Origin of the sequence: Gordonia sp. OPL2 (assembly GCF_003797825.1) — a bacterium.
Lineage (GTDB): Bacteria > Actinomycetota > Actinomycetes > Mycobacteriales > Mycobacteriaceae > Gordonia.
Genome location: NZ_RKME01000035.1, coordinates 34,323 through 53,808, shown reverse-complemented (window position 1 = coordinate 53,808; position 19,486 = coordinate 34,323). Strand labels below are relative to the sequence as shown.

Here is a 19,486-nt window from a genome sequence, read left to right as displayed (position 1 = left end):
ACCCCGCACCCCGTCGGGCCCCGACGCCATTCGGCACCCGGGCACCACCCACGGCCGGGCATCGGCGATGCTGACAAGGTGACGCACTCCGAGGTTTCTCCGCAGGGAGCACTGGACGGTCTCCGCGTCCTCGAGCTGGGCACGCTGATCGCGGGTCCGTTCGCGGGCCGGCTGCTCGGCGACATGGGCGCCGAGGTCATCAAGATCGAGGCGCCCGGTGCCCCGGACCCGATCCGCACCTGGGGTCAGGCCGAGGCGGACGGCGAGCGGGTCTACTGGACGGTCCACGCGCGCAACAAGAAGGCCATCACTCTCGACCTGCGGGCACCGGCCGGGCGCGACCTGTTCCTGCGACTGGTCGACCATGCCGACGTCATCGTCGAGAACTTCCGCCCGGGCACCCTCGAACGCTGGGATCTCGGCTACGACGTACTGGCCGGACGGAATCCGGGCCTGATCCTGGTGCGGGTGTCCGGCTACGGCCAGACCGGGCCGGCGGCGGGTCGTGCCGGATACGCCTCGGTCGCCGAGGCCGAGAGCGGTCTGCGCTACCTCAACGGCTATCCGGGTGAGGCACCGCCACGGCTCGCGCTGTCGCTCGGCGACACCCTCGCCGGCATGTTCGCGGTCCAGGGCGCCCTCGCGGCGTTGCACCGGCGCACGGTGACCGGCCGCGGCCAGGTCGTCGACACCGCCCTGACCGAGGCGTGTCTGGCCGTCCAGGAGTCCACGATCGCCGACTACGACCTCGGCGGGGTGGTCCGCGGACCGTCGGGCACCCGTCTCGACGGGATCGCGCCGTCGAACCTGTATCTCGCCTCCGACGGCTTGCGACTGGTGATCGCGGCGAACCAGGACACGGTCTTCCGCAGGCTCTGCGGGGCCATGAACCGGCCCGACCTCGCGACGGACCCGCGGTTCGCCGACCACCGGGCGCGCGGGGAGAACCAGGACGAGCTCGACGGCATCATCGCGGACTGGGCGATCGCCCACAGCAGTGACGAACTGATCGAGATCCTCGGCGCGGCCGGTGTGGTCGTCGGTCCGGTCAACACCGTCGCCGAGGTGGTCCGCGATCCACAGATACTCGCACGCGACATGCTCGTGCCGCACCACGACGAGCGACTCGGCCGGGATGTGCTCGGACCGGGGATCGTGCCGAAACTGTCGGAGTCACCCGGCCATGTCCGGTCGGCCGGCCCTCCCCGCCCCGGCTCCCACAACGACGAGATCTACCGGGGCCTGCTCGGCGTCGACGACGCCACCATGTCGTCCCTGATCGAGCAGCGGGTCATCTGAACCGATGACCCTGGGTGACCGACGCGACGAAGTCGGCAACGTGGCTGGTCAGCCGCTCGGGCGACCGTTGACGCCATGCAGCGGACCGACCCGTCTTCGGTAGACTCTCCGCGAACGATGGAATTCACACCATCGAACCGTTCACAGGGGGATTCATCCGAATGACGTACGACAACTCCGGGAGTTTCGACAATTCCGGCGTGCCGGCGCCCCCGCCGTGGCTCCAGTTCGCCGATCCGGAGTCGCTCGAGGCGCCCGAGTCCGCACCGCCGTCGCGTGAACAGCGTCCGTCTCCGACGACCGGCCCGCATCCGGAACGGACACAACCCAGTCCGCCTCCGCCCGGGGTCTCGCGTGCCGACCTCACCGGGCCACCCGCGCCCGCCCAGCCTTTCGCGCCGGGCAGTGGCGATCCCACCGGCACCGGTCCGGCAAGCGGTCCGACCAGCACCGGGCCCACCAGCACCGGCGCGAACAGCGAGCCAGCACGCCCGCCGCACCCGATGGGACCACGGCCTGCCGTCGACCAGGCCTTCGAGGCGCCGCCTGCCGCGTACTCGCCACCCCCCACCCCTCCGGCCTCGTACCCGGCACCGCCGTACCAGCCGGGTCCGCCCCCGACCGCACCTGCGCAGCAGCAGCACCAACAGCCGCATCCCACGCAGGCACCGCCGCCGGCCCCTGGACCGATGGCGCCTCCGATGGGCCCGGGCGCGCCGTACGGCAACGGCTATCCGATGACTCCCCCCGGCTACGGGGATCCCCATGCCGGGCCGGCGCTCGACGAGGTGGCGCTGATCCGCAAGGCCCGGCGCGCGCCCAGCCGCGGCTGGCGCCGTGCCGTGCACACCATGTCCGCCGGTGCGATCAATCCCGGTGAATCCCAGGCGGATATCGAGTACAAGCATCTCCTCGAGCGCGTCAATCGTCCCGTCCGCGGCGACTACCGGATCGCGGTCCTGTCCCTCAAGGGCGGCGTGGGCAAGACGACCACGACGGTGGGTCTGGGCTCGACCTTCGCCTCTCTGCGTGGTGATCGCGTCATCGCGGTGGATGCGAATCCGGATCTTGGCACCCTCGCCCAGCGGGTACCGCAACAGACCCGCTCGACGGTCCGGGATCTGCTGGCCGATGAGAACGTGTACCGGTACTCCGACGTCCGCGCACACACGTCGCAGGCGCCGAGTCGGCTCGAAGTGCTTGCGTCCGAACGTGATCCGGCCATGGCCGAGGCGTTCAGCGACGAGGAGTACCGCGGGGTCATGCGCATCCTGCAGCGCTTCTACAACATCATCATCACCGACTGCGGCACCGGACTGAGTCACTCGGCGATGAACGGCGTCCTCGACATGGCGAACGCGATCATCCTGGTCAGTTCACCGGCGATGGACGGTGCGCGCAGCGCGGGCGCAACCCTCGACTGGCTGGAGGCCCACGGTTACGGTCACCTGGTGTCGCGGGCCGTCGTGGTCCTCAGTTCGTCCCGGCCCGGCGCGTCGACGATCGACACCGATCAGCTCGGCCAGCACTTCCTCACCCGATGCCGGGCCGTGCACAAGATCCCGTTCGACGATCATCTCTCCGAAGGCGCCGACGTCGACCTCGAACTGGTCGGCAAGAACACCCGTCGGGCGTTCGCCGAGCTCGCCGCGACGATCGCCGACGACTTCTCGTCGGGATCCGACCGCGACGAGCCGTTCTACCAGTAGCTCGCGGATCGCATGTGGATGACGGGGAACGTGACGGTCAGCGATACGGTCGCCATCATCTGATCACCGGTCGCCGGGACTCGGTCCTTGTCATGCGGCCGGATCGTCGTCGGGCACCGACCGCGTCGCACGCCACCGGCGCCCGAAGTGGATCGCAGTCGGGACCACGACCGTCAGCACCGACGCGATGATGAACAACTCGAGGTGATCGCGGATGATCGCCACCTGGCCGAGCCAGTATCCGAGCATGATCAGCCCTGCCGCCCAGGCGATACTGCCGAGAACGCTGAACAGCGTGAACACCCGATAGGACATGCCGGTGAAGCCGGCGACGACCGGCGTCAGGGTCCGCACGATCCCGATGAACCGGGCGAAGAACACCGTCGCGGCACCGAATCGCTCGAAGTACCGATGCGTCTTCGCCAGGGGCTCCGGACCGATCATCCGCATGACCCGCCCCTCGACCACACCCGACCCCAGGCGTCGGCCGATGAGATAGCCCAGCTGATCGCCGATGATCGCCGCGGCCGGAACCGCGAGGCACAGGAGCCACCATGGCGCAAACGGATCCGGTTGCGCAGCAAGCACGCCCGCGGTGAACAGGACCGAGTCACCGGGAAAGACGAAGCCGATCAGCAGCCCCGTCTCGACGAAGATCAGAACGCAGAGACCGATCAGCCCGCCGGTGGCCAGGAAGCTGTCGACATCGAACGGATTCATCGCCTCCAGCCTAGTCAGGCAGGCATCCCACCCGACCGCTGCGACGGCAGACCGCGCACCAGCGTTCAACCGACGTTAACTCGATGCAACATCCTGGGCAGAATGTGCCAACGTAGGGTTTACTCGGGGGTCAGGACGCCGCCGCGGCAGCACCGCGAGACGAGCGCGCACCAGAGACGTGAATGCACGAGGAGCCACCGTGTCCGGAACCACTCACCCGCCCTCCGGGGGCGTCCGCGGGCGACCGCGTGCGACGTCGCCGAAGGCCCCATCGTTGCGCCCGGTTCTCGACACCGACGTCCGCATCGAATATCACACGATCCACGGATATCGTCGGGCCTACCGCATCGCCGGGAGCGGGCCCGCGCTGTTGCTGATCCACGGCATCGGCGACAACTCGTCCACCTGGGACGAGGTGATTCCCACGCTGGCACAGCACTACACGGTCATCGCGCCCGACCTGCTGGGTCACGGCCTGTCCGACAAACCCCGCGCCGACTACTCGGTCCCGGCCTTCGCCAACGGGATGCGCGACCTGCTGGTCGTGCTGGGGCATTCGAAGGTGACCGTCGTCGGGCACTCCCTCGGCGGTGGCGTGGCCATGCAGTTCTGCTACCAGTTCCCACGGTTCGCCGAGCGCCTGGTATTGGTGGCGGCCGGCGGCGTGACGCGTGATGTGAACCCCGCGCTACGTCTCGTCTCCACCCCGGTCGCCCATGAGATCCTCACGATGCTCCGCCTGCCCGGCGTCGTGCCCGCGCTGCGCCTGGGTGCGCGCACCCTCGCCGCAGCGCCGCGGATCCCCGGTGTGCCGAACGCGGTCTCGCCACGCCGGCTGCTCAACGACCACGAGGATCTGGTCCGCGTCCTCGGCGACCTGACCGATCCGACGGCATCGTCGGCGTTCCTGCGGACCTTGCGTGCCGTGGTCGACTGGCGCGGCCAGGTGGTCACCATGATGGATCGGTGCTACCTGACCGAGCGTCTGCCCGTGCTGTTGATCTGGGGTGACGAGGACACCGTGATCCCCTACCAGCACGCGCTGCTCGCCCATTCGGCGATCCCACATTCCGAACTCGAAACCTTCACGGGCTGTGGCCATTTCCCCTTCCGATCCGATCCGGAGAGATTCGCCAAACTCGTCATCGACTTCATCGACCGACACGACGCGGTGGTGTTTGACCCCGTCAACTGGCGTCACCTGATGAGCGAAGGACAGCGTCCCGAGGAGTTCGTCGGAGACGACGAGACGGTCGAGGCCGTGCTGGAGGCGATCGAGGACGGCCGCAGCGCGACCTGATCGCGGCGAATCCAGCCGGTCATCCGGCCGTATGACGTGTGCCGCGGTACGACAGGTGATCGTGCGATGATGTGCCGATGAGCTATCCCGGCCACTCCTCCGACGATCCGTACCGCGACCCCCGCGCAGGCACGTCCGGTGATCCATACGGTCAGGCGACTCCCTACTCGCAGCCGAATCCGTACGGCGATCCCTACGGCAACCCCGCCGGGTACGGCCCGACCGGTCAGCCCTACGGGGTGCCCCAGGGCGGCCAGCCCTACGGTGGCCAGCCCTATGTCAACCAGCCCTACGGTGGCCAGCCCTATGCCAACTACGGCAATCCGTACGGTGGGGCACCGGGAATGGATCCCTCGGCACCCTTCGGGCGCGATCCGATGTCGGGGCTGCCCTACTCGGACAAGTCCAAGATCGTCGCCGGACTCCTGCAGATCTTTCTCGGCACGTTCGGTGTGGGTCGTTTCTACCTGGGCGACAACCAGACCGGTGGAATCCAGCTCGGCCTGACCATTCTCGGCTGGATCACGGTGGTGTTCATCGTCGGTCTGTTCATCTTGATGGGCGTCGGACTCTGGGCGTTGATCGACGGCATCATGATGCTCACCGGGAGCGTGCGCGACCGCAACGGGCTGCCGCTTCGGTCCTGACCCCCGGTGACAGCCGTGCCGTCGGTTCCTCACGTGGCGGTCTGGCCCGCCCGACGGTGCAGTTCGGCAGCCACCCGCACGGGCGAGTTGACCTCTCCGTATCCGCGATAGCCGTTCCGACGGTCGACGATCTCGAAGAACAGGTCCTCGCCGATGGTCGGTGTGAAGAAGTGGAAGAACTCACCGCCGTGGCCGTCGGCGTCGTAGAGGATGTCGAGCTCTCGCATCTCCTCGACGACCGCGTCGGACAGGTCATACCGGGCGCGCAGGTCGTCGTAGTAGTTGTCGGGGATCGGCAGAGCGCGCAGGCCCCGCGCGCGACACTCCCGTGCCGCGACGACGATGTCGTCACAACCGAACGCCGCATGGGTCAGCCCACCCCGTCGACGCAGCGGACCATGCGCATCGAGCTGGGTCGGGACCATCGACGCGACGACCCGGACCGCCGAGCCCGAGGCGGTGGGCAGTGTCAGTGCCTGACTACGCATCGTGCCGACGGCGTCCGGGACGTCGAGGCCGTCGTCGACACGCATTCCGAACACCGACCGCAACAACAACATGGCGCCCTCCCACTCGGCGTTGGCGATCCCGATGCCGACGTGATCGACCTCGGTGAACAGGCTCGACGGCACCTCGGGTCGACGGGGCACGAGGTCGAATCGCTGCTGCCAACCCCCGGCGGATGCGGTCGCACGCAGGTCGATGGCCAGGGTGTCGGTCACCTCGAGCCGGACCACCTCGTCGGCCACGGATGATCCGTCGGGGCTACCCGGCGCCGACACCGCTGCCACCGGCACGTCGAACGCCGCGGCACGCTCGGCCCAGGCCAGGGGCGCGTCACTGCGCAGACCTATCTGCGCGATGGTCGGCATGTCGGCGGGCACACCGGGCGCCGTCCACACGGTGCCGGCGGTGGCATCGACCACGACGGCGAGGTCGGCGTCCCGGTACAACCGGAGTCCGGTCACGCTGTCGACACCCTGGAGATCGAAGCCGATGTGGGACAGGGTCTCTGCAACCTTCGGCGCCATCACCGGGCCGGCGGCCACGCGCACCGAGACGACGTCACCGGCTGCCAGGCCCGGCCGTGACGCGACCGATCGCGAGCCGATCGGTGTGGCGAGGCCCGCCGGATCACCCTCGCCTGCACCGAGTTCGGCGAGGTAGCGCAACGACCGGTGCGCGTCGCGCGCCGTCCGTCCGGGATCCGCGTGGCGATAGATGTCGCTGAACACCTCGAGCGACCACGGACCGCGGTAGCCGGATGCGATGACCGCCCGGATGAACCCCCCCAGATCGAAGTTGCCCTGACCGGGTAGGCAGCGGTGGTGCCGACTCCACTGGAGGATGTCCATGCGCATCGTCGGCGCATCGGCGAGCTGCAGGAAGAAGATGGATTCCGCCGGGAGGTTCGCGATGGCCGACGGATCGTCGCCGCGGGACAGCACGTGGAAGCTGTCCAGACAGGTGCCGAGCGCAGGGTTTCCCACCGCGGCAACGAGTTCGGCCGCATGGCGGTAATCGTTGACGTGGGTGCCCCAGGCCAGCGCCTCATAGGCGAGCCGTTTGCCCCGCGTCTCGGCCCGCTCCGCGGCGCGGGCGAGCTGCTCCCCGAGTCGCACGTCGTCGGTGACCGCGCCCGCCAGCGGGGACGAACAGACCAGGAGCAGATCGCACTCGAGTTCGTCCATCAGGTCGAACTTGCGGTCCAACCGCACGAGATTCCGCTCGAAGCGGTCCTCGTCGATGCTGTCGAGGTCCCGGAAGGGCTGATACAGATCGACCGACAGCCCCCGCCGTTGCGCGGCGCGGGCGATCTCGGCGGGTCCGGACGGCTCCGCGACGAGGTCGGGCTCGAAGATCTCGACGCCGTCGAAGCCGGCGGCGGCAGCGGCGTCGAGCTTCTCGTCGAGAGTCCCCGACAGACACACCGTCGCGATCGAGGTCCGCGGAAGACCGTCGGTGCCCGCCACGGGGAACGGGGACGCGGCCGTCGAGGTCGAGGCTGTGGACATCGTCAAACCTCCGATGGTGATCTGGGACACGATGCCCAGCGAATGTACCAAATAGTTCATTATCGAGTCCATCGCCGACCACATGAGGGGAACTTTGAATAGGCGGTGACGTGCACGAATAGCGGTTTCAATGAACTATCTGGTTAGTTGTCTTGACGTGGTGCCACCCGGTTTGTAGTCTCAGTCACACGCCGCCTACGTGGTGGCGGCCACCACATCAGGAGGACCGATGACCACCACCCACCACGACCTGCCGGCGCCCGCGCCGCGCAAGGCCGCACTGGCCAGCTTCATGGGCAGCCTGGTCGAGTACTACGACTTCTTCATCTTCGGCACCGCATCCGCGTTGGTGTTCAACAAGATTTTCTTCCCCGAGTTCAGTTCGGGCGCAGGAACTCTCGCAGCCTTCGCCACGTTCGGCGTCGCCTACGTGGCCCGCCCCGTCGGTGCGGTGATCCTGGGGCACTTCGGTGACCGGATCGGACGTCAGCGCGTGCTCGTCTTCACGCTGCTGCTGATGGGTATCGCGACCTTCCTCATTGGGTGCCTGCCCGATTACCACACCATCGGGATCGCCGCGCCGATCGCGCTCGTGACCCTGCGTCTGCTGCAGGGCCTCTCGGCCGCGGGTGAACAGTCGGGTGCGAGTTCGCTGACCGTGGAGCACGCGGACTCGGGCAAGCGCGCCTTCTACGCCAGCTGGACACTCAACGGCACCCAGGCCGGGTTGCTGGTCGGAACGCTGGTCTTCATCCCCGTCGCCGCCCTTCCGGAGGACATCCTGCTCAGCTGGGGCTGGCGCATCCCGTTCCTGTTCAGCGCCGTCGTGATGATCGTCGCCTACCTGATCCGCCGCTCCATGCCCGAGACACCCGTCTTCGAGAAGGTCAAGGACTCCGACGGTGTCTCCGACATCCCACTGCTGGCACTTCTCCGGTTCCACTGGCGGGCCCTGGTCCGCGTGATCGCCTGCGCCCTGATCTCGGTGATGAGCACCCTGTTCTCGACATTCGCCCTGAAGTACGCGACCGACGACTTCGAGGTGACCAAGAGCTCCATGCTGCTCGTCAGCGTCGTCGCCAACCTGATCATGCTGTTCAGCCAGCCGCTGTGGGGAATGGCCGCCGACCGCATCGGCCGCAAGCCGGTGTTCATCGGAGCCGCGCTGGGTTGCGCGGTCCTCGCCTTCCCGTACCTGTTCCTGATCACCACCGGATCGTTCTGGATCATCCTCATCTCCACCGTGATCATCCAGTCCGTCGTCTACGCGGCGGCGAATGCGACCTGGCCGTCGTTCTACTCCGAGATGTTCCCGGCACGGGTCCGGTACTCGGGCGTGGCGATCGGCACGCAGATCGGGTTCATGAGCAGCGGTTTCCTTCCGCTCGTCGCCGCCGCCATCCTCGGCGAGGGCCGGATGGGCTGGGTCCCGGTCGCCATCGTCGTCGCCGTCTGCTCGCTCATCGCTGCCGCCGCCGCCTCGACCGCGATCGAGACCAACAAGACCGACACGATGCTCCTCGGCGAGAAGCCACGCGACCCGGCGACCGACGCCGAGCACCGGGTGCTCAACGGCAGCCCCGCCTGATCACCATTTCGTCCGATCCCGATCCCCGGCCCGACCAGGAGTCACCGCACATGTTCGCAGCAGAGTTCGCCACCGCCACCCGCCGGATCGACGACGGAGCGATGGTGTGCGCCCTGGTCGGGCAAGGGATCTCGCAGTCGCTCACCCCGCCGATGCACGACCGCGAGGCCGCCGAGCAGGGTGTCGACTACGCCTATCTGGTGTTCGACGTCCCGGCGGCACGGACCGCGGACCTCGACCTCGGCGGTCTGCTCGACCGCGCGGCGGACGTCGGTATGCGGGGGCTGAACGTGACGCATCCATTCAAGCAACGCGTCCTCGCCCATCTGGACGATCTGTCGCCGGACGCCGCGCGCCTCGGAGCGGTCAACACCGTCGTGTTCTCCGACGGCCGCCGGATCGGGCACAACACCGACTGGTCCGGCTTCGCCCGGAACTTCGATCTCGGGTTCGGCGTCGACAGCGCCGATCCGGTGCGCACGACCTCGGTCATCCAGCTCGGGGCGGGCGGAGCCGGTGCCGCGGTCGCGTACGCGATGCTCTCCCGCGGCACGGCGCACCTGCACATCGTCGACGCCGACCCGCGGCGTTCGGAGGATCTCGCCACACTGCTGGGCGCGATCTTCGGCGCCGCGTCGGTGACCTCCGGCAGCACCGCGGATGCGCACGCGGCGATCGCCACGGCCGACGGAGTGGTGCACGCCACCCCCGTGGGGATGGCCGCCCATCCCGGAATGGCCGTCTCCGCCGGCACTCTGCGTCCCGATCTCTGGATCGCCGAGGTCGTGTACCGACCGGTGGTGACCGAATTGATCGCCACCGCCCGCGCCGTCGGCGCACGGACCCTCACCGGCGACGGCATGGCGGTCCACCAGGCTGTCGACGCACTTCGGCTCTTCAGCGGTCTCGAACCCGACGCCGAGCGCATGACGCAGCACATCCGCGAGCTGATCGCGGCCGAGGACCTCGGCGTCCCGCGCAGCGCGTGATCGTCGTCCGGACCCGTGCGATGAACGAACGATAGAGTTCATGGGGTGACCACCGAGACAGTCCGCCGGCGCGACAGTGAGCGAACCAGGGCGAACATCGTCGCGGTGGCCACCAAAGAGTTCGCCAACAAAGGCTACGCGGGCGCGCGGGTCGACGAGATCGCCGCGAAGACCCACACCACCAAACGGATGATCTACTACTACTACGGCGACAAGGATGGCCTGTATCAGGCGGTGCTGGAGGCCTCGTACGGCAGGATCCGCCGCCTGGAGCAGCGTGTCACCGAGTCCGAGGACGACCCGGTCGCGGCCATCCGGCGAATTGCGGAGATCACCTTCGATCATCACGACCGCAACCCGGACTTCATCCGGATCGTCGCGGGCGAGAACATCCTCAAGGGTGCGCACATCAAGAACGCCACAGCGGTCCACGAGCTCGGCAGCCCGGCCGTGGACATCCTCGGCCGAATCCTCGAGATCGGGCGTGAGCGCGGAATCTTCCGCACCGACGTCGACGCACTCGACGTCCATCTCGCGATCAGCAGCTTCTGCTTCTTCAGGGTCGCCAACCGCTACACGTTCAAGACGCTGTTCGGTCGCGACCTGACCGCAGCCGACCAACGATCGACTCAGCGAAAGATGTTGGGCGACATGATCGTCGCCTACCTGACCGACCTCGACGACGGCGGCGACGAAGGCGACCCGCCGAGCGGCAGGCCGGAGCTCTAGTCCCCGCAGCAACCCTTGGGTGACCGCACGTCGCGGGTGATCTCGTTGCGCGCAGCCAATTCCGCGTCGGACGGATAGTCGACGCCGACGAGGCACAGGCCCTTGGCCTCCGCGACCGGCACCGTGCTGCCGCGCGACCGTTCCGCCAGTAGCCCGCGACACCAGTCGACGTCGCGCCGACCGTCACCGACGCTGGCGACGGCGCCGACCAGGGACCGGACCATCGACCAGCAGAAGGCATCGGCACTGACCCGCCCGATCAGGACCCCCTCGGGATCGGCGATCCATTCGAAGCGCTGCAGGTCCCGAATCGTCGTCGCGCCCTCCCGCCGTCGGCAGAACGCCGCGAAGTCGTTGAGACCGATCAGGGAGCGTGCGGCATCGTTCATCGCGTCGACGTCGAGTGGCCGACGCCAGGTCGCCGTCGTGCGGGCGACGATCGGTTCGGCGCCCCACACCGTGTCGGTCAGACGGTAGACGTAGTGGCGCCGGAGCGCCGAGAAGCGCGCATCGAAGTCCGCACTCACGGCGGCGATCCGTCGGACCCGCACATCGTCGGGCAGCATCTTCGCCAGCCGGCCGACCAGACGCGATGGATCCCCGTCGATCGATCGCGTGTCCAGCGACGACGCGGGGATGTCGGTGTGCGCGACCTGCCCGGTCGCATGGACCCCGGCATCCGTGCGCCCGGCGACGGTGAGCCGGACCGGCACCCGGAGGATCGTCCCGAGCGTGTCGTCGAGCAGTCCGCACACCGTCCGTTGACCGATCTGGGGCGCCCAGCCGGCGAAATCGGTGCCGTCGTAGGAGATGTCGAGGCGGAGCCGGACCGACGAACCACCCGCGGTACGAGAGAACCCGCCGTCACCGGGATCGGTGACGGCGGGTTCCGACGATTCTGCTGAACTCAGCCGACTACTTCTTGTCGCCGTCGACGTCCGCGCCCGCTGCCTCGGCATCGGGGGCGGTCGCCGCGCTGGACTCGTCGTCAACGGCCTCGGCCACGGCCTCGGCGTTCTCGACCTGAGCGTCGCTGGCGTCGGCCTCGACGGCCTGCACCGGGTTCTCCGCGTCGGCGGCCGAGGTGTCACCCTCGGTCGCGACGACGTCTTCGGTCTCCGAGAGCTTGTCCTCGGCGGCCTTCTTCGAGGCGGCGACGCGCGTGGCCCGGCTGGCCTCGCTCGACGCGGTCGACTCGCGCACCAGCTCGATCACGGCCATGGGGGCGTTGTCGCCCTTGCGCGGCAGCGTCTTGATGATGCGGGTGTAGCCGCCCGGACGGTCTGCGAAGAACGGACCGATCTCGGCGAACAGGGTGTGCACGACATCCTTGTCACGGATGTCCTTCATCACCTCACGCCGATTGGCCAGCGAACCGGCCTTGGCGTGGGTGATCAGCTTCTCGGCGTACGGGCGCAGCCGCTTCGCCTTCGCTTCGGTGGTGGTGATCCGGCCGTGCTCGAAGAGCGAGGTGGCGAGGTTCGCCAACATCGCCTTCTGGTGGCTGGCCGACCCGCCGAGGCGGGCACCCTTGGTGGGCTTGGGCATTTCTCTTCTCCTAGAAGAAACTCCCGATCGCAGTGATGCGGAAGTCAGGGTTGGGCGACAGCCTTACAGCTGCTCGGTTTCAGCGAAATCCTCACCGGAGTCGGCGTCGAACGACGCGTCATCCGACCACGTTCCGGTTGCCGGGTCGTAACCGGCGACCTGGGACGGGTCGAAGCTGGCCGGGCTGTCCTTGAGCGACAGTCCCAGAGCGTGCAGCTTGACCTTGACCTCGTCGATCGACTTCTGCCCGAAGTTGCGGATGTCGAGCAGATCCGACTCGGTCCGTGCCACCAGCTCGCCGACGGTGTGGACACCCTCGCGCTTCAGGCAGTTGTAGGACCGGACGGTCAGCTCGAGATCCTCGATCGGCAGGCTGAACGACGCGATGTGGTCGGCCTCGGCCGGCGACGGCCCGATCTCGATACCCTCCGCCTCGACGTTGAGCTCGCGTGCCAGACCGAACAGCTCGACCAGGGTCTTGCCGGCCGACGCCAGGGCGTCGCGGGCGCTGATCGAGTTCTTGGTCTCGACATCGAGCACCAGACGATCGAAGTCGGTGCGCTGCTCGACACGGGTGGCCTCGACCTTGTAGGTCACCTTGAGCACGGGCGAGTAGATCGAGTCGACCGGGATACGGCCGATCTCGGCACCCGACGCCTTGTTCTGCACGGCCGGCACGTAGCCGCGACCCCGCTCGACGACGAGCTCGATCTCGAGCTTGCCCTTGTCGTTCAGGGTGGCGATGTGCAGGTCGGGGTTGTGCACGGTGACACCGGCCGGAGGGACGATGTCGGCGCCGGTGACGGTGCCCGGACCCTGCTTGCGCACGTACATGGTGACCGGCTCGTCCTCCTCGGAGCTCACCACGAGGCCCTTGAGGTTCAGGATGATGTCGGTGACATCCTCCTTCACCCCGGGGACGGTGGTGAACTCGTGCAGGACACCGTCGATGCGGATGCTGGTGATCGCAGCTCCGGGGATCGACGAGAGCAGGGTACGACGCAGCGAGTTGCCGAGGGTGTAGCCGAAGCCGGGCTCGAGAGGTTCGATGACGAACTTCGACCGGTCGTCGGCGATGATCTCCTCGGTCAGGGTGGGTCGCTGTGAGATGAGCATTTCGTGTTTCTCCTTTGGCCGACCGCTATTTGACGGCCTCGAGGGTGAACCGAGCAGCGTTGTGCTGCAGGGCGTATTACTTCGAGTAGAACTCGACGATGAGCTGTTCGGTCAGCGGCACATCGATCTGCGCGCGCTCGGGCACCTGGTGCACGAGGATGCGCAGCGTCGACGGGACCACCTGCAGCCAGCCCGGGACCGGACGGTCGCCCTGGATCTCCTTGGCGATCTGGAACGGCACGGTCTGCAGCGACTTCGGACGGACGTCGATGATGTCGTACTGGCTGACCCGGTAGCTGGGCACATCGACATTCACACCGTTGACGGTGAAGTGGCCGTGCGTGACCATCTGACGGGCCTGACGACGGGTCCGGGCCAGGCCGGCCCGGTAGACGACGTTGTCGAGGCGGGTCTCGAGGATCTTCAGCAGTTCGTCACCGGTCTTGCCGTTGCGACGGTTGGCCTCTTCGTAGTAGCGACGGAACTGCTTCTCCATCACTCCGTAGGTGAAGCGGGCCTTCTGCTTCTCCTGCAGCTGCTGCAGGTACTCGCTCTCCTTGATCCGCGAGCGGCCGTGCTGGCCGGGCGGGTAGGGGCGACGCTCGAACGCCTGGTCTCCGCCGATCAGATCGACGCGCAGACGACGGGACTTCTTTGTTGCGGGGCCGGTATAACGAGCCATGGTTTTCTAGTCCTCCCTTTCCCGCTAGACCCGGCGCCGCTTGGGCGGACGGCAACCGTTGTGCGGCTGCGGGGTGACATCGGAGATGGTGCCGACCTCGAGACCGGCGGCCTGCAGCGACCGGATGGCGGTCTCACGACCCGAGCCCGGTCCCTTGACGAACACGTCGACCTTCTTGACGCCGTGCTCCTGTGCCTTGCGCGCAGCGTTCTCGGCCGCGAGCTGAGCCGCGAACGGGGTGCTCTTGCGCGAGCCCTTGAAGCCGACATGACCCGAGGACGCCCAGCTGATGACGGCGCCGTTGGGATCGGTGATCGACACGATGGTGTTGTTGAACGTCGACTTGATGTGTGCGTTGCCGTGCGGGACGTTCTTCTTATCGCGACGGCGGGTGCCCTTCTTGGGGCCTGCGCTACGTGACTTGGGTGGCATTACTTCTTCTTCCCGGCGATCGTCTTCTTCGGGCCCTTGCGAGTGCGGGCATTGGTCTTGGTGCGCTGTCCACGGACGGGCAGGCCACGACGGTGGCGCAGACCCTGGTAGCAGCCGATCTCGATCTTGCGACGGATGTCGGCCTGAACCTCGCGACGCAGGTCACCCTCGACCTTCACCGAGTTCTCGATGTACTCACGCAGCTTCGCGACGTCTGCGTCGGTCAGATCCTTCGCACGGAGGTCGGGGCTGAGCCCGGTTCCGTCGAGGATCTCCTTGGAGGTGGTACGACCAACTCCGTAGATGTAGGTCAGTGCGATCTCCAGCCGCTTCTCGCGGGGGAGATCCACACCAGCAACACGTGCCATGTGGCGGTTTCCTTCACTTCTCAGAGGTCTGCTCCTGGTCCGCCCCTCTCTCTGCGGAGGGCTCCGGCCTCTGAACCGGAGGTGGGCGCCGACCCGTATGTCGGTGCTGGTGCCAGGAGGGCTTCACAAGAATCTGTTCAGCTCTGTAGGTGTATTCAGTTGTCTGTAACTCTGTCGCCCGCTCGCTTCGCTCCCGGCGCGACGTCTCAAGCGACCCCGAGGGGTGCCGATGATCAGCCCTGACGCTGCTTGTGACGCAGGTTCTCGCAGATCACCATGACCCGACCGTTACGGCGGATCACCTTGCACTTCTCGCAGATCGGCTTGACGCTCGGCTGAACCTTCACGTCCGCTTCTCCTCGATGGTCCAGGCACGACGAAGCCGCGCCTGATCTGTCCTCACCCCTGTCTGGGGAAAGTCTTACTTGTACCGATAAACGATGCGCCCACGACCGAGGTCGTAGGGCGAGAGTTCCACGACGACCCGGTCCTCGGGCAGGATGCGGATGTAGTGCTGCCGCATCTTGCCGCTGATGTGGGCGAGGACCTTGTGACCGTTCTCCAGCTCAATGCGAAACATCGCATTGGGCAGGGGTTCGATGACTCGTCCCTCGACCTCGATGGCCCCGTCTTTTTTCGCCATGTCCTCCGCGATCCTGGCTCGGCGAACTCGGTGGCCGCAGGAGCGGAACCGGGACGCGAAGCCGGGTTGAATCAATGTATATCCGTTAGGGTGATGGCACCGGATCGGGTGATCGATCCCATCAGGGTGATCACCGCCGGACCCGGATGTCCCCCGGCCACAGGGCCGAGGACACGCAAGGACCGGCATGCGACGCACACCGACGTTCTATGTTACGCGAACTGGCAGAACAGTCCAAACCGCCAGAACGACGACCGCACTCAGCGCCCACCCGCATCGCGGTCGCCGGTGCCCGCCGGGGTCTCGATCCGCACCCGATGGGCGAACACCCACTCCTGCGACCGCTCGGTGACGACGTACCGGAACACCAGGCGCATCGCGGTGTCGTTGAGCACCCGACGCAGACCGCGGGGCGTCTTGGTGCTGCTCGCCCTGGCGCCCATGGCGACGATCTTCTCCACCCGCTGCCGCCGTAAGTGTTCGAATGCACGCAATCCCTCCTGCACCGTGTCGGCGCGGCCCAGGCTCGACGCCATGACCACTGCGTCCTCGAGCGCCATCGACGCCCCCTGACCCGAGCTGGGCGCGGGTGCGTGCACGGCGTCGCCGATCAGCCCGATCCGCCCGCGATGCCATATCGGCACCGTTGGCAGGTCGAAGGTGTTGTCACCCGCCAGCTCGAGCTCACCGTCACGGATCAACGCGGCCACCGGACCGTCGTCGGCGTCGGCCAGTTCGACCAACTGAGATCGCCAATCGCCGAGGGTCGTCGCCGCGCGCTCGGCCGGCGAGATCGGCTCGCGCGGGACGTTGGCGAACCACACGACGTCACCCGCCGGCGTGGGCAGCGCGCCAAAGAATGCTCGCCGACCGAAGACGAAGGTCCACGACTCCGCTGCCAGCGCCGCGGACAGCGGCGTGTTCCGGGTGATGCCGCCGAAGTTCGTCAGTCCGACATATCGCCCGGCCGGACCGGTGGGATCGATGCAGGCGCGGACCGCCGAGTGGATTCCGTCGGCGCCGATGACGACGTCCGCGGTCAGCCGGCGGCCGTCGGCGAGGTCGACGACCACGACGTCTCCCGATTCGGAGACCGCCTCGACACGTGTCCCCTCGTACACCCGGATGCCGCGCTCGGCGACCTCGTCGAGCAACGCCGACGCCAGCCGCGGCCGGTGGAACGACAACGCGGGGGTGCCGTCGTCGAGCGGTGCACCCAGCGACAGCGTTCCCAGTGTGCGTCCGGTGGCGCCGGTCATCACATTTCGGCGCGTCGGGACGCCCAGCGCCCGTACCCGCTGCAGCGCATCCACCTCGGCCAGCGCGGCCAGACCGTTCGGCGAGATGGTGAACCAGGAACCCGCCGCGCGGGCGTCCGCAGGTCGCGCCTCCACCACCGACGGTTCGATCCCGACCTTCTGCAGCGCCAGAGCGACCGCGGGTCCGGCGATTCCCCCGCCCACCACCACAGCTCGCATGACATCATCCCTTCGTACGAAGATCGTATGATTCGATTTTCGAATGTTTCGTATTTCGAAAGGAAACCACGGTGGCGCGCACCCGTCAAGCAGCGATGGCCGACGTCGGCCGCGCGATGCAGCGATACCAGCGGACGGTCCAGTCATTCGACGACGCTGTCGCGCGCAGGCTGGGTGTGGGACCGGCCGACATGCGATGTCTGGACTGGCTGTCGGAGAGACCGTGCACGGCCGGCGAGATCGCCGCGGCCACCGGATTGCGTCCGGCAGCGACCACCGCGCTCATCGATCGACTGGTCGACAAGGGGTTCGTCCGACGGACCGCGGCACCGACCGACCGGCGCAAGGTTCTCGTCGAGCTCACCGAGGACGGACAGCAGCAGGTCTGGTCCGCATATGGACCGATGGTCTCCGAAGGGCAGAATCTGTTCGACGACCGGACGATCGCCGAGTTGGATGCACTCGGCGAACTACTCGACTCGATGTCAGAGCTCACGGAACGGCACCGGACCCGCGTGGACGCGGGAGAATGAGGACATGGGCACCGTCGACGACTATCTGGCCGGACTCGAACCCGCCGATCGCGATGCGGTCGAGGCCATCTACGCGATCGCCCGCGAGGTCGTGCCGGATGCCGAACAGGGCAAGGGTTACGGGATGCCGGCCCTCACCTACCGCGGTAAGCCGCTGTTGTCGGTGATGCGCACCAAGAAGCACATCGGCATCTATCCGTTCAGCGCGGACGCGGTGGCGGCCGCGGCACCGCGGCTCGACGGCTTCGACACGGAGAAGGGCACGATCCGATTCCAGCCGTCGGCTCCCCCACCCGCCGACGCCATCCGCATCCTGGTCACGGCTCGGCGCGACCAGATCTGAGCCGATCCGGACCGGGCGCCGTCAGCGCAACACTTCGATCAGGGCCACCCACGCAAGCACGATGCCCGCTGCGATGGCCGCCACCGAACCGGCCCGCGAAAGTCCACGATCTTCCCGCACGGGACACGCGTGTGCTGGGTGTTCGGCGACTCTCCTGGCACACTGTGCCCATGTCCGCGTTCCTGATTCGCTCCGCGTTCACCGGCTTCGCCCTCTGGATCGCCACCCTCATCGTGCCCGGTCTCGACTTCGTCGGAGGATCGACGACGTGGGAGAAGGTCGGGATCGTCGTCGTGGTGGCACTGATCTTCGGCGCCGTGAACGCGATCATCAAACCGATCGTGCAGTTGCTCTCGATCCCCCTCTACATCCTGACGTTGGGGCTGATCCACATCGTCATCAACGCCTTCATGCTGGAGATCACCGCGTGGATCACCCGCAACACCACCCATTGGGGACTCGAGGTCGACAGCTTCTTCTGGTCGGCGATCCTGGGTGCGATCGTGATCTCCATCGTGGGGTGGGCCCTCGCATTGCTGCTCAAGGAACCGGTGTGAGGCACGGGCGCCGCGCGGCCCGGCCGGCCGCACTCGCCGTCGCCGTCGCCGTCATCGCCGCGCTGGGACTGAGTGCGTGCGGAAGTGACGGCGGTGGTGACGATCCGCGCACGGTGACCGTCGTCGGCAGCGGCAAGGTGACCGGTGTACCGGACACCCTGCGCGCCGACATCGGGGTCGAGGCGACCGCCGCGGACGTCTCGAGCGCACTGAACGAATCGAGCGAGCAGGTCGCGAAGGTCACCGATGCCGTCGTCGCCCAGGGCGTCGACCGCAAGGACGTGGCGACCCAACAGGTCGATCTGAGTCCCCGCTACGCGAACGCGCTACCCGGTGGATCGAGTGAGATCTCGGGATATCAGGCGACCAACACGATCCGCGTGACGATCCGCGACATCGCGAAGGCATCCGCCGTCCTCGCGGCGGCCGCCACCGCCGGCGGCGACAACACCCGGATCAGCAACGTCACCTTCGCGATCGACGACGACGCCGAGTTGATGAAGCAGGCCCGGGAGGCCGCCTTCGACGACGCCCGATCGCGGGCCGATCAATACGCATCCCTCGCCGGCGACTCGCTCGGCAAGGTGCAGAAGATCGCCGAGACGACCAGCGGGCAAGAGCAACCCGCTCCCCTGCAACGGGATTCGTCCGTGGCGGCCGCGCCTGTCCCCGTCGAGCCCGGCCAGCAGACGCTCACCTTCTCGGTGACCGTCACCTACGCGCTGACCTGACCCACGGACAGGACGGCTCGCCCGCTCCTCAGGGATCGTCAAGCAGACGAGCCGGCGCC

The 19,486-nt window shown here is 67.5% G+C and carries 22 protein-coding genes; 11 read left to right on the top strand and 11 right to left on the bottom strand.

All coding sequences use genetic code 11. The annotated features are described in order from the left end of the window. The first annotated feature begins 78 nt into the window (after positions 1-78). Positions 79-1,299, top strand: a complete 1,221-nt coding sequence (locus EEB19_RS23520; RefSeq protein WP_187589744.1) for a CaiB/BaiF CoA-transferase family protein — start codon at positions 79-81, stop codon at positions 1,297-1,299. A 161-nt stretch (positions 1,300-1,460) separates the two neighbouring features. Continuing rightward, positions 1,461-3,008, top strand: a complete 1,548-nt coding sequence (locus EEB19_RS23515; RefSeq protein ID WP_187589743.1) for a MinD/ParA family protein — start codon at positions 1,461-1,463, stop codon at positions 3,006-3,008. Between the two features lie 90 nt (positions 3,009-3,098). Here the strand turns inward: EEB19_RS23515 and EEB19_RS23510 are convergent, their stop codons facing one another. Then, positions 3,099-3,728, bottom strand: a complete 630-nt coding sequence (locus EEB19_RS23510) for a DedA family protein (protein WP_187589742.1) — start codon at positions 3,726-3,728, stop codon at positions 3,099-3,101. 274 nt (positions 3,729-4,002) lie between these two features. Here EEB19_RS23510 and EEB19_RS23505 point away from each other — a divergent pair, with 274 nt between their 5' ends. Both EEB19_RS23505 and EEB19_RS23500 read left to right on the top strand, forming a co-directional pair. Then, on the top strand, positions 4,003-5,028 hold the full coding sequence (locus EEB19_RS23505; protein ID WP_262365875.1) for an alpha/beta fold hydrolase: 1,026 nt from the start codon (positions 4,003-4,005) through the stop codon (positions 5,026-5,028). A 77-nt stretch (positions 5,029-5,105) separates the two neighbouring features. Continuing rightward, entirely contained in the window at positions 5,106-5,675 is a 570-nt protein-coding gene (locus EEB19_RS23500; protein ID WP_187589740.1) for a TM2 domain-containing protein, read from the top strand. A gap of 29 nt (positions 5,676-5,704) precedes the next feature. Here the strand turns inward: EEB19_RS23500 and EEB19_RS23495 are convergent, their stop codons facing one another. Continuing rightward, positions 5,705-7,690 (bottom strand): sugar phosphate isomerase/epimerase and 4-hydroxyphenylpyruvate domain-containing protein, encoded by a 1,986-nt coding sequence (locus EEB19_RS23495; protein WP_187589739.1) that lies wholly within the window; start codon positions 7,688-7,690, stop codon positions 5,705-5,707. 229 nt (positions 7,691-7,919) lie between these two features. Here EEB19_RS23495 and EEB19_RS23490 point away from each other — a divergent pair, with 229 nt between their 5' ends. From EEB19_RS23490 to EEB19_RS23480, 3 genes are read left to right on the top strand one after another with little or no spacing between them, the layout of a single operon-like run. After that, positions 7,920-9,278 carry an MFS transporter gene (locus EEB19_RS23490; protein WP_187589738.1) on the top strand — a complete coding sequence of 453 codons (1,359 nt, stop codon included), beginning with the start codon at positions 7,920-7,922 and terminating at the stop codon, positions 9,276-9,278. Between the two features lie 50 nt (positions 9,279-9,328). After that, a complete protein-coding gene (locus tag EEB19_RS23485; protein WP_187589737.1) occupies positions 9,329-10,267 on the top strand; it encodes a shikimate dehydrogenase in 939 nt (312 codons plus the stop codon). 45 nt (positions 10,268-10,312) lie between these two features. Beyond that, positions 10,313-10,996: a TetR/AcrR family transcriptional regulator gene (locus EEB19_RS23480; protein WP_187589736.1), complete on the top strand. Its 684-nt coding sequence runs from the start codon at positions 10,313-10,315 to the stop codon at positions 10,994-10,996. Here the strand turns inward: EEB19_RS23480 and truA are convergent. The 9 genes from truA to EEB19_RS23435 form a co-directional block, all read right to left on the bottom strand. After that, positions 10,993-11,955 (bottom strand): tRNA pseudouridine(38-40) synthase TruA, encoded by a 963-nt coding sequence (gene truA / locus EEB19_RS23475; RefSeq protein ID WP_187589735.1) that lies wholly within the window; start codon positions 11,953-11,955, stop codon positions 10,993-10,995. The two genes, EEB19_RS23480 and truA, sit on opposite strands and share 4 nt — an antisense overlap. Next, positions 11,912-12,544 (bottom strand): 50S ribosomal protein L17, encoded by a 633-nt coding sequence (rplQ, locus tag EEB19_RS23470; protein ID WP_187589734.1) that lies wholly within the window; start codon positions 12,542-12,544, stop codon positions 11,912-11,914. Before rplQ ends, truA begins: the two co-directional genes overlap by 44 nt. Positions 12,545-12,607: 63 nt before the next feature. Next, positions 12,608-13,660 carry a DNA-directed RNA polymerase subunit alpha gene (locus EEB19_RS23465; protein WP_187589733.1) on the bottom strand — a complete coding sequence of 351 codons (1,053 nt, stop codon included), beginning with the start codon at positions 13,658-13,660 and terminating at the stop codon, positions 12,608-12,610. A 76-nt stretch (positions 13,661-13,736) separates the two neighbouring features. Next, the gene (rpsD, locus tag EEB19_RS23460; RefSeq protein WP_187589732.1) at positions 13,737-14,342 is read right to left on the bottom strand and encodes a 30S ribosomal protein S4; all 606 of its coding nucleotides are present in this window, start codon (positions 14,340-14,342) and stop codon (positions 13,737-13,739) included. Between the two features lie 24 nt (positions 14,343-14,366). After that, positions 14,367-14,774, bottom strand: a complete 408-nt coding sequence (gene rpsK, locus EEB19_RS23455) for a 30S ribosomal protein S11 (RefSeq protein WP_005170497.1) — start codon at positions 14,772-14,774, stop codon at positions 14,367-14,369. Further along, positions 14,774-15,142: a 30S ribosomal protein S13 gene (rpsM, locus tag EEB19_RS23450; protein ID WP_187589731.1), complete on the bottom strand. Its 369-nt coding sequence runs from the start codon at positions 15,140-15,142 to the stop codon at positions 14,774-14,776. The genes rpsK and rpsM overlap by 1 nt, the downstream gene beginning before the upstream one ends. 233 nt (positions 15,143-15,375) lie before the next feature. Then, positions 15,376-15,489, bottom strand: a complete 114-nt coding sequence (gene rpmJ, locus EEB19_RS23445) for a 50S ribosomal protein L36 (protein ID WP_005207978.1) — start codon at positions 15,487-15,489, stop codon at positions 15,376-15,378. A gap of 74 nt (positions 15,490-15,563) precedes the next feature. Further along, positions 15,564-15,785, bottom strand: a complete 222-nt coding sequence (gene infA / locus EEB19_RS23440) for a translation initiation factor IF-1 (RefSeq protein ID WP_005170487.1) — start codon at positions 15,783-15,785, stop codon at positions 15,564-15,566. 260 nt (positions 15,786-16,045) lie between these two features. After that, positions 16,046-17,263, bottom strand: coding sequence for an FAD-dependent monooxygenase (locus EEB19_RS23435; protein WP_187589730.1), 1,218 nt, complete (start codon positions 17,261-17,263; stop codon positions 16,046-16,048). Positions 17,264-17,334: 71 nt separating this feature from the next. Between EEB19_RS23435 and EEB19_RS23430 the strand changes: the two genes are divergently transcribed. The 4 genes from EEB19_RS23430 to EEB19_RS23415 all read left to right on the top strand — a co-directional run bounded on the left by EEB19_RS23430 (position 17,335) and on the right by EEB19_RS23415 (position 19,427). Then, entirely contained in the window at positions 17,335-17,796 is a 462-nt protein-coding gene (locus EEB19_RS23430) for a MarR family winged helix-turn-helix transcriptional regulator (protein WP_187589729.1), read from the top strand. A 4-nt stretch (positions 17,797-17,800) separates the two neighbouring features. Beyond that, complete coding sequence (locus EEB19_RS23425; RefSeq protein WP_187589728.1) at positions 17,801-18,139, top strand: iron chaperone; 339 nt, start codon at positions 17,801-17,803, stop codon at positions 18,137-18,139. A gap of 170 nt (positions 18,140-18,309) precedes the next feature. After that, complete coding sequence (locus EEB19_RS23420; RefSeq protein WP_187589727.1) at positions 18,310-18,696, top strand: phage holin family protein; 387 nt, start codon at positions 18,310-18,312, stop codon at positions 18,694-18,696. After that, positions 18,693-19,427 carry an SIMPL domain-containing protein gene (locus EEB19_RS23415; RefSeq protein WP_187589726.1) on the top strand — a complete coding sequence of 245 codons (735 nt, stop codon included), beginning with the start codon at positions 18,693-18,695 and terminating at the stop codon, positions 19,425-19,427. Before EEB19_RS23420 ends, EEB19_RS23415 begins: the two co-directional genes overlap by 4 nt. Positions 19,428-19,486 lie beyond the last annotated feature (59 nt).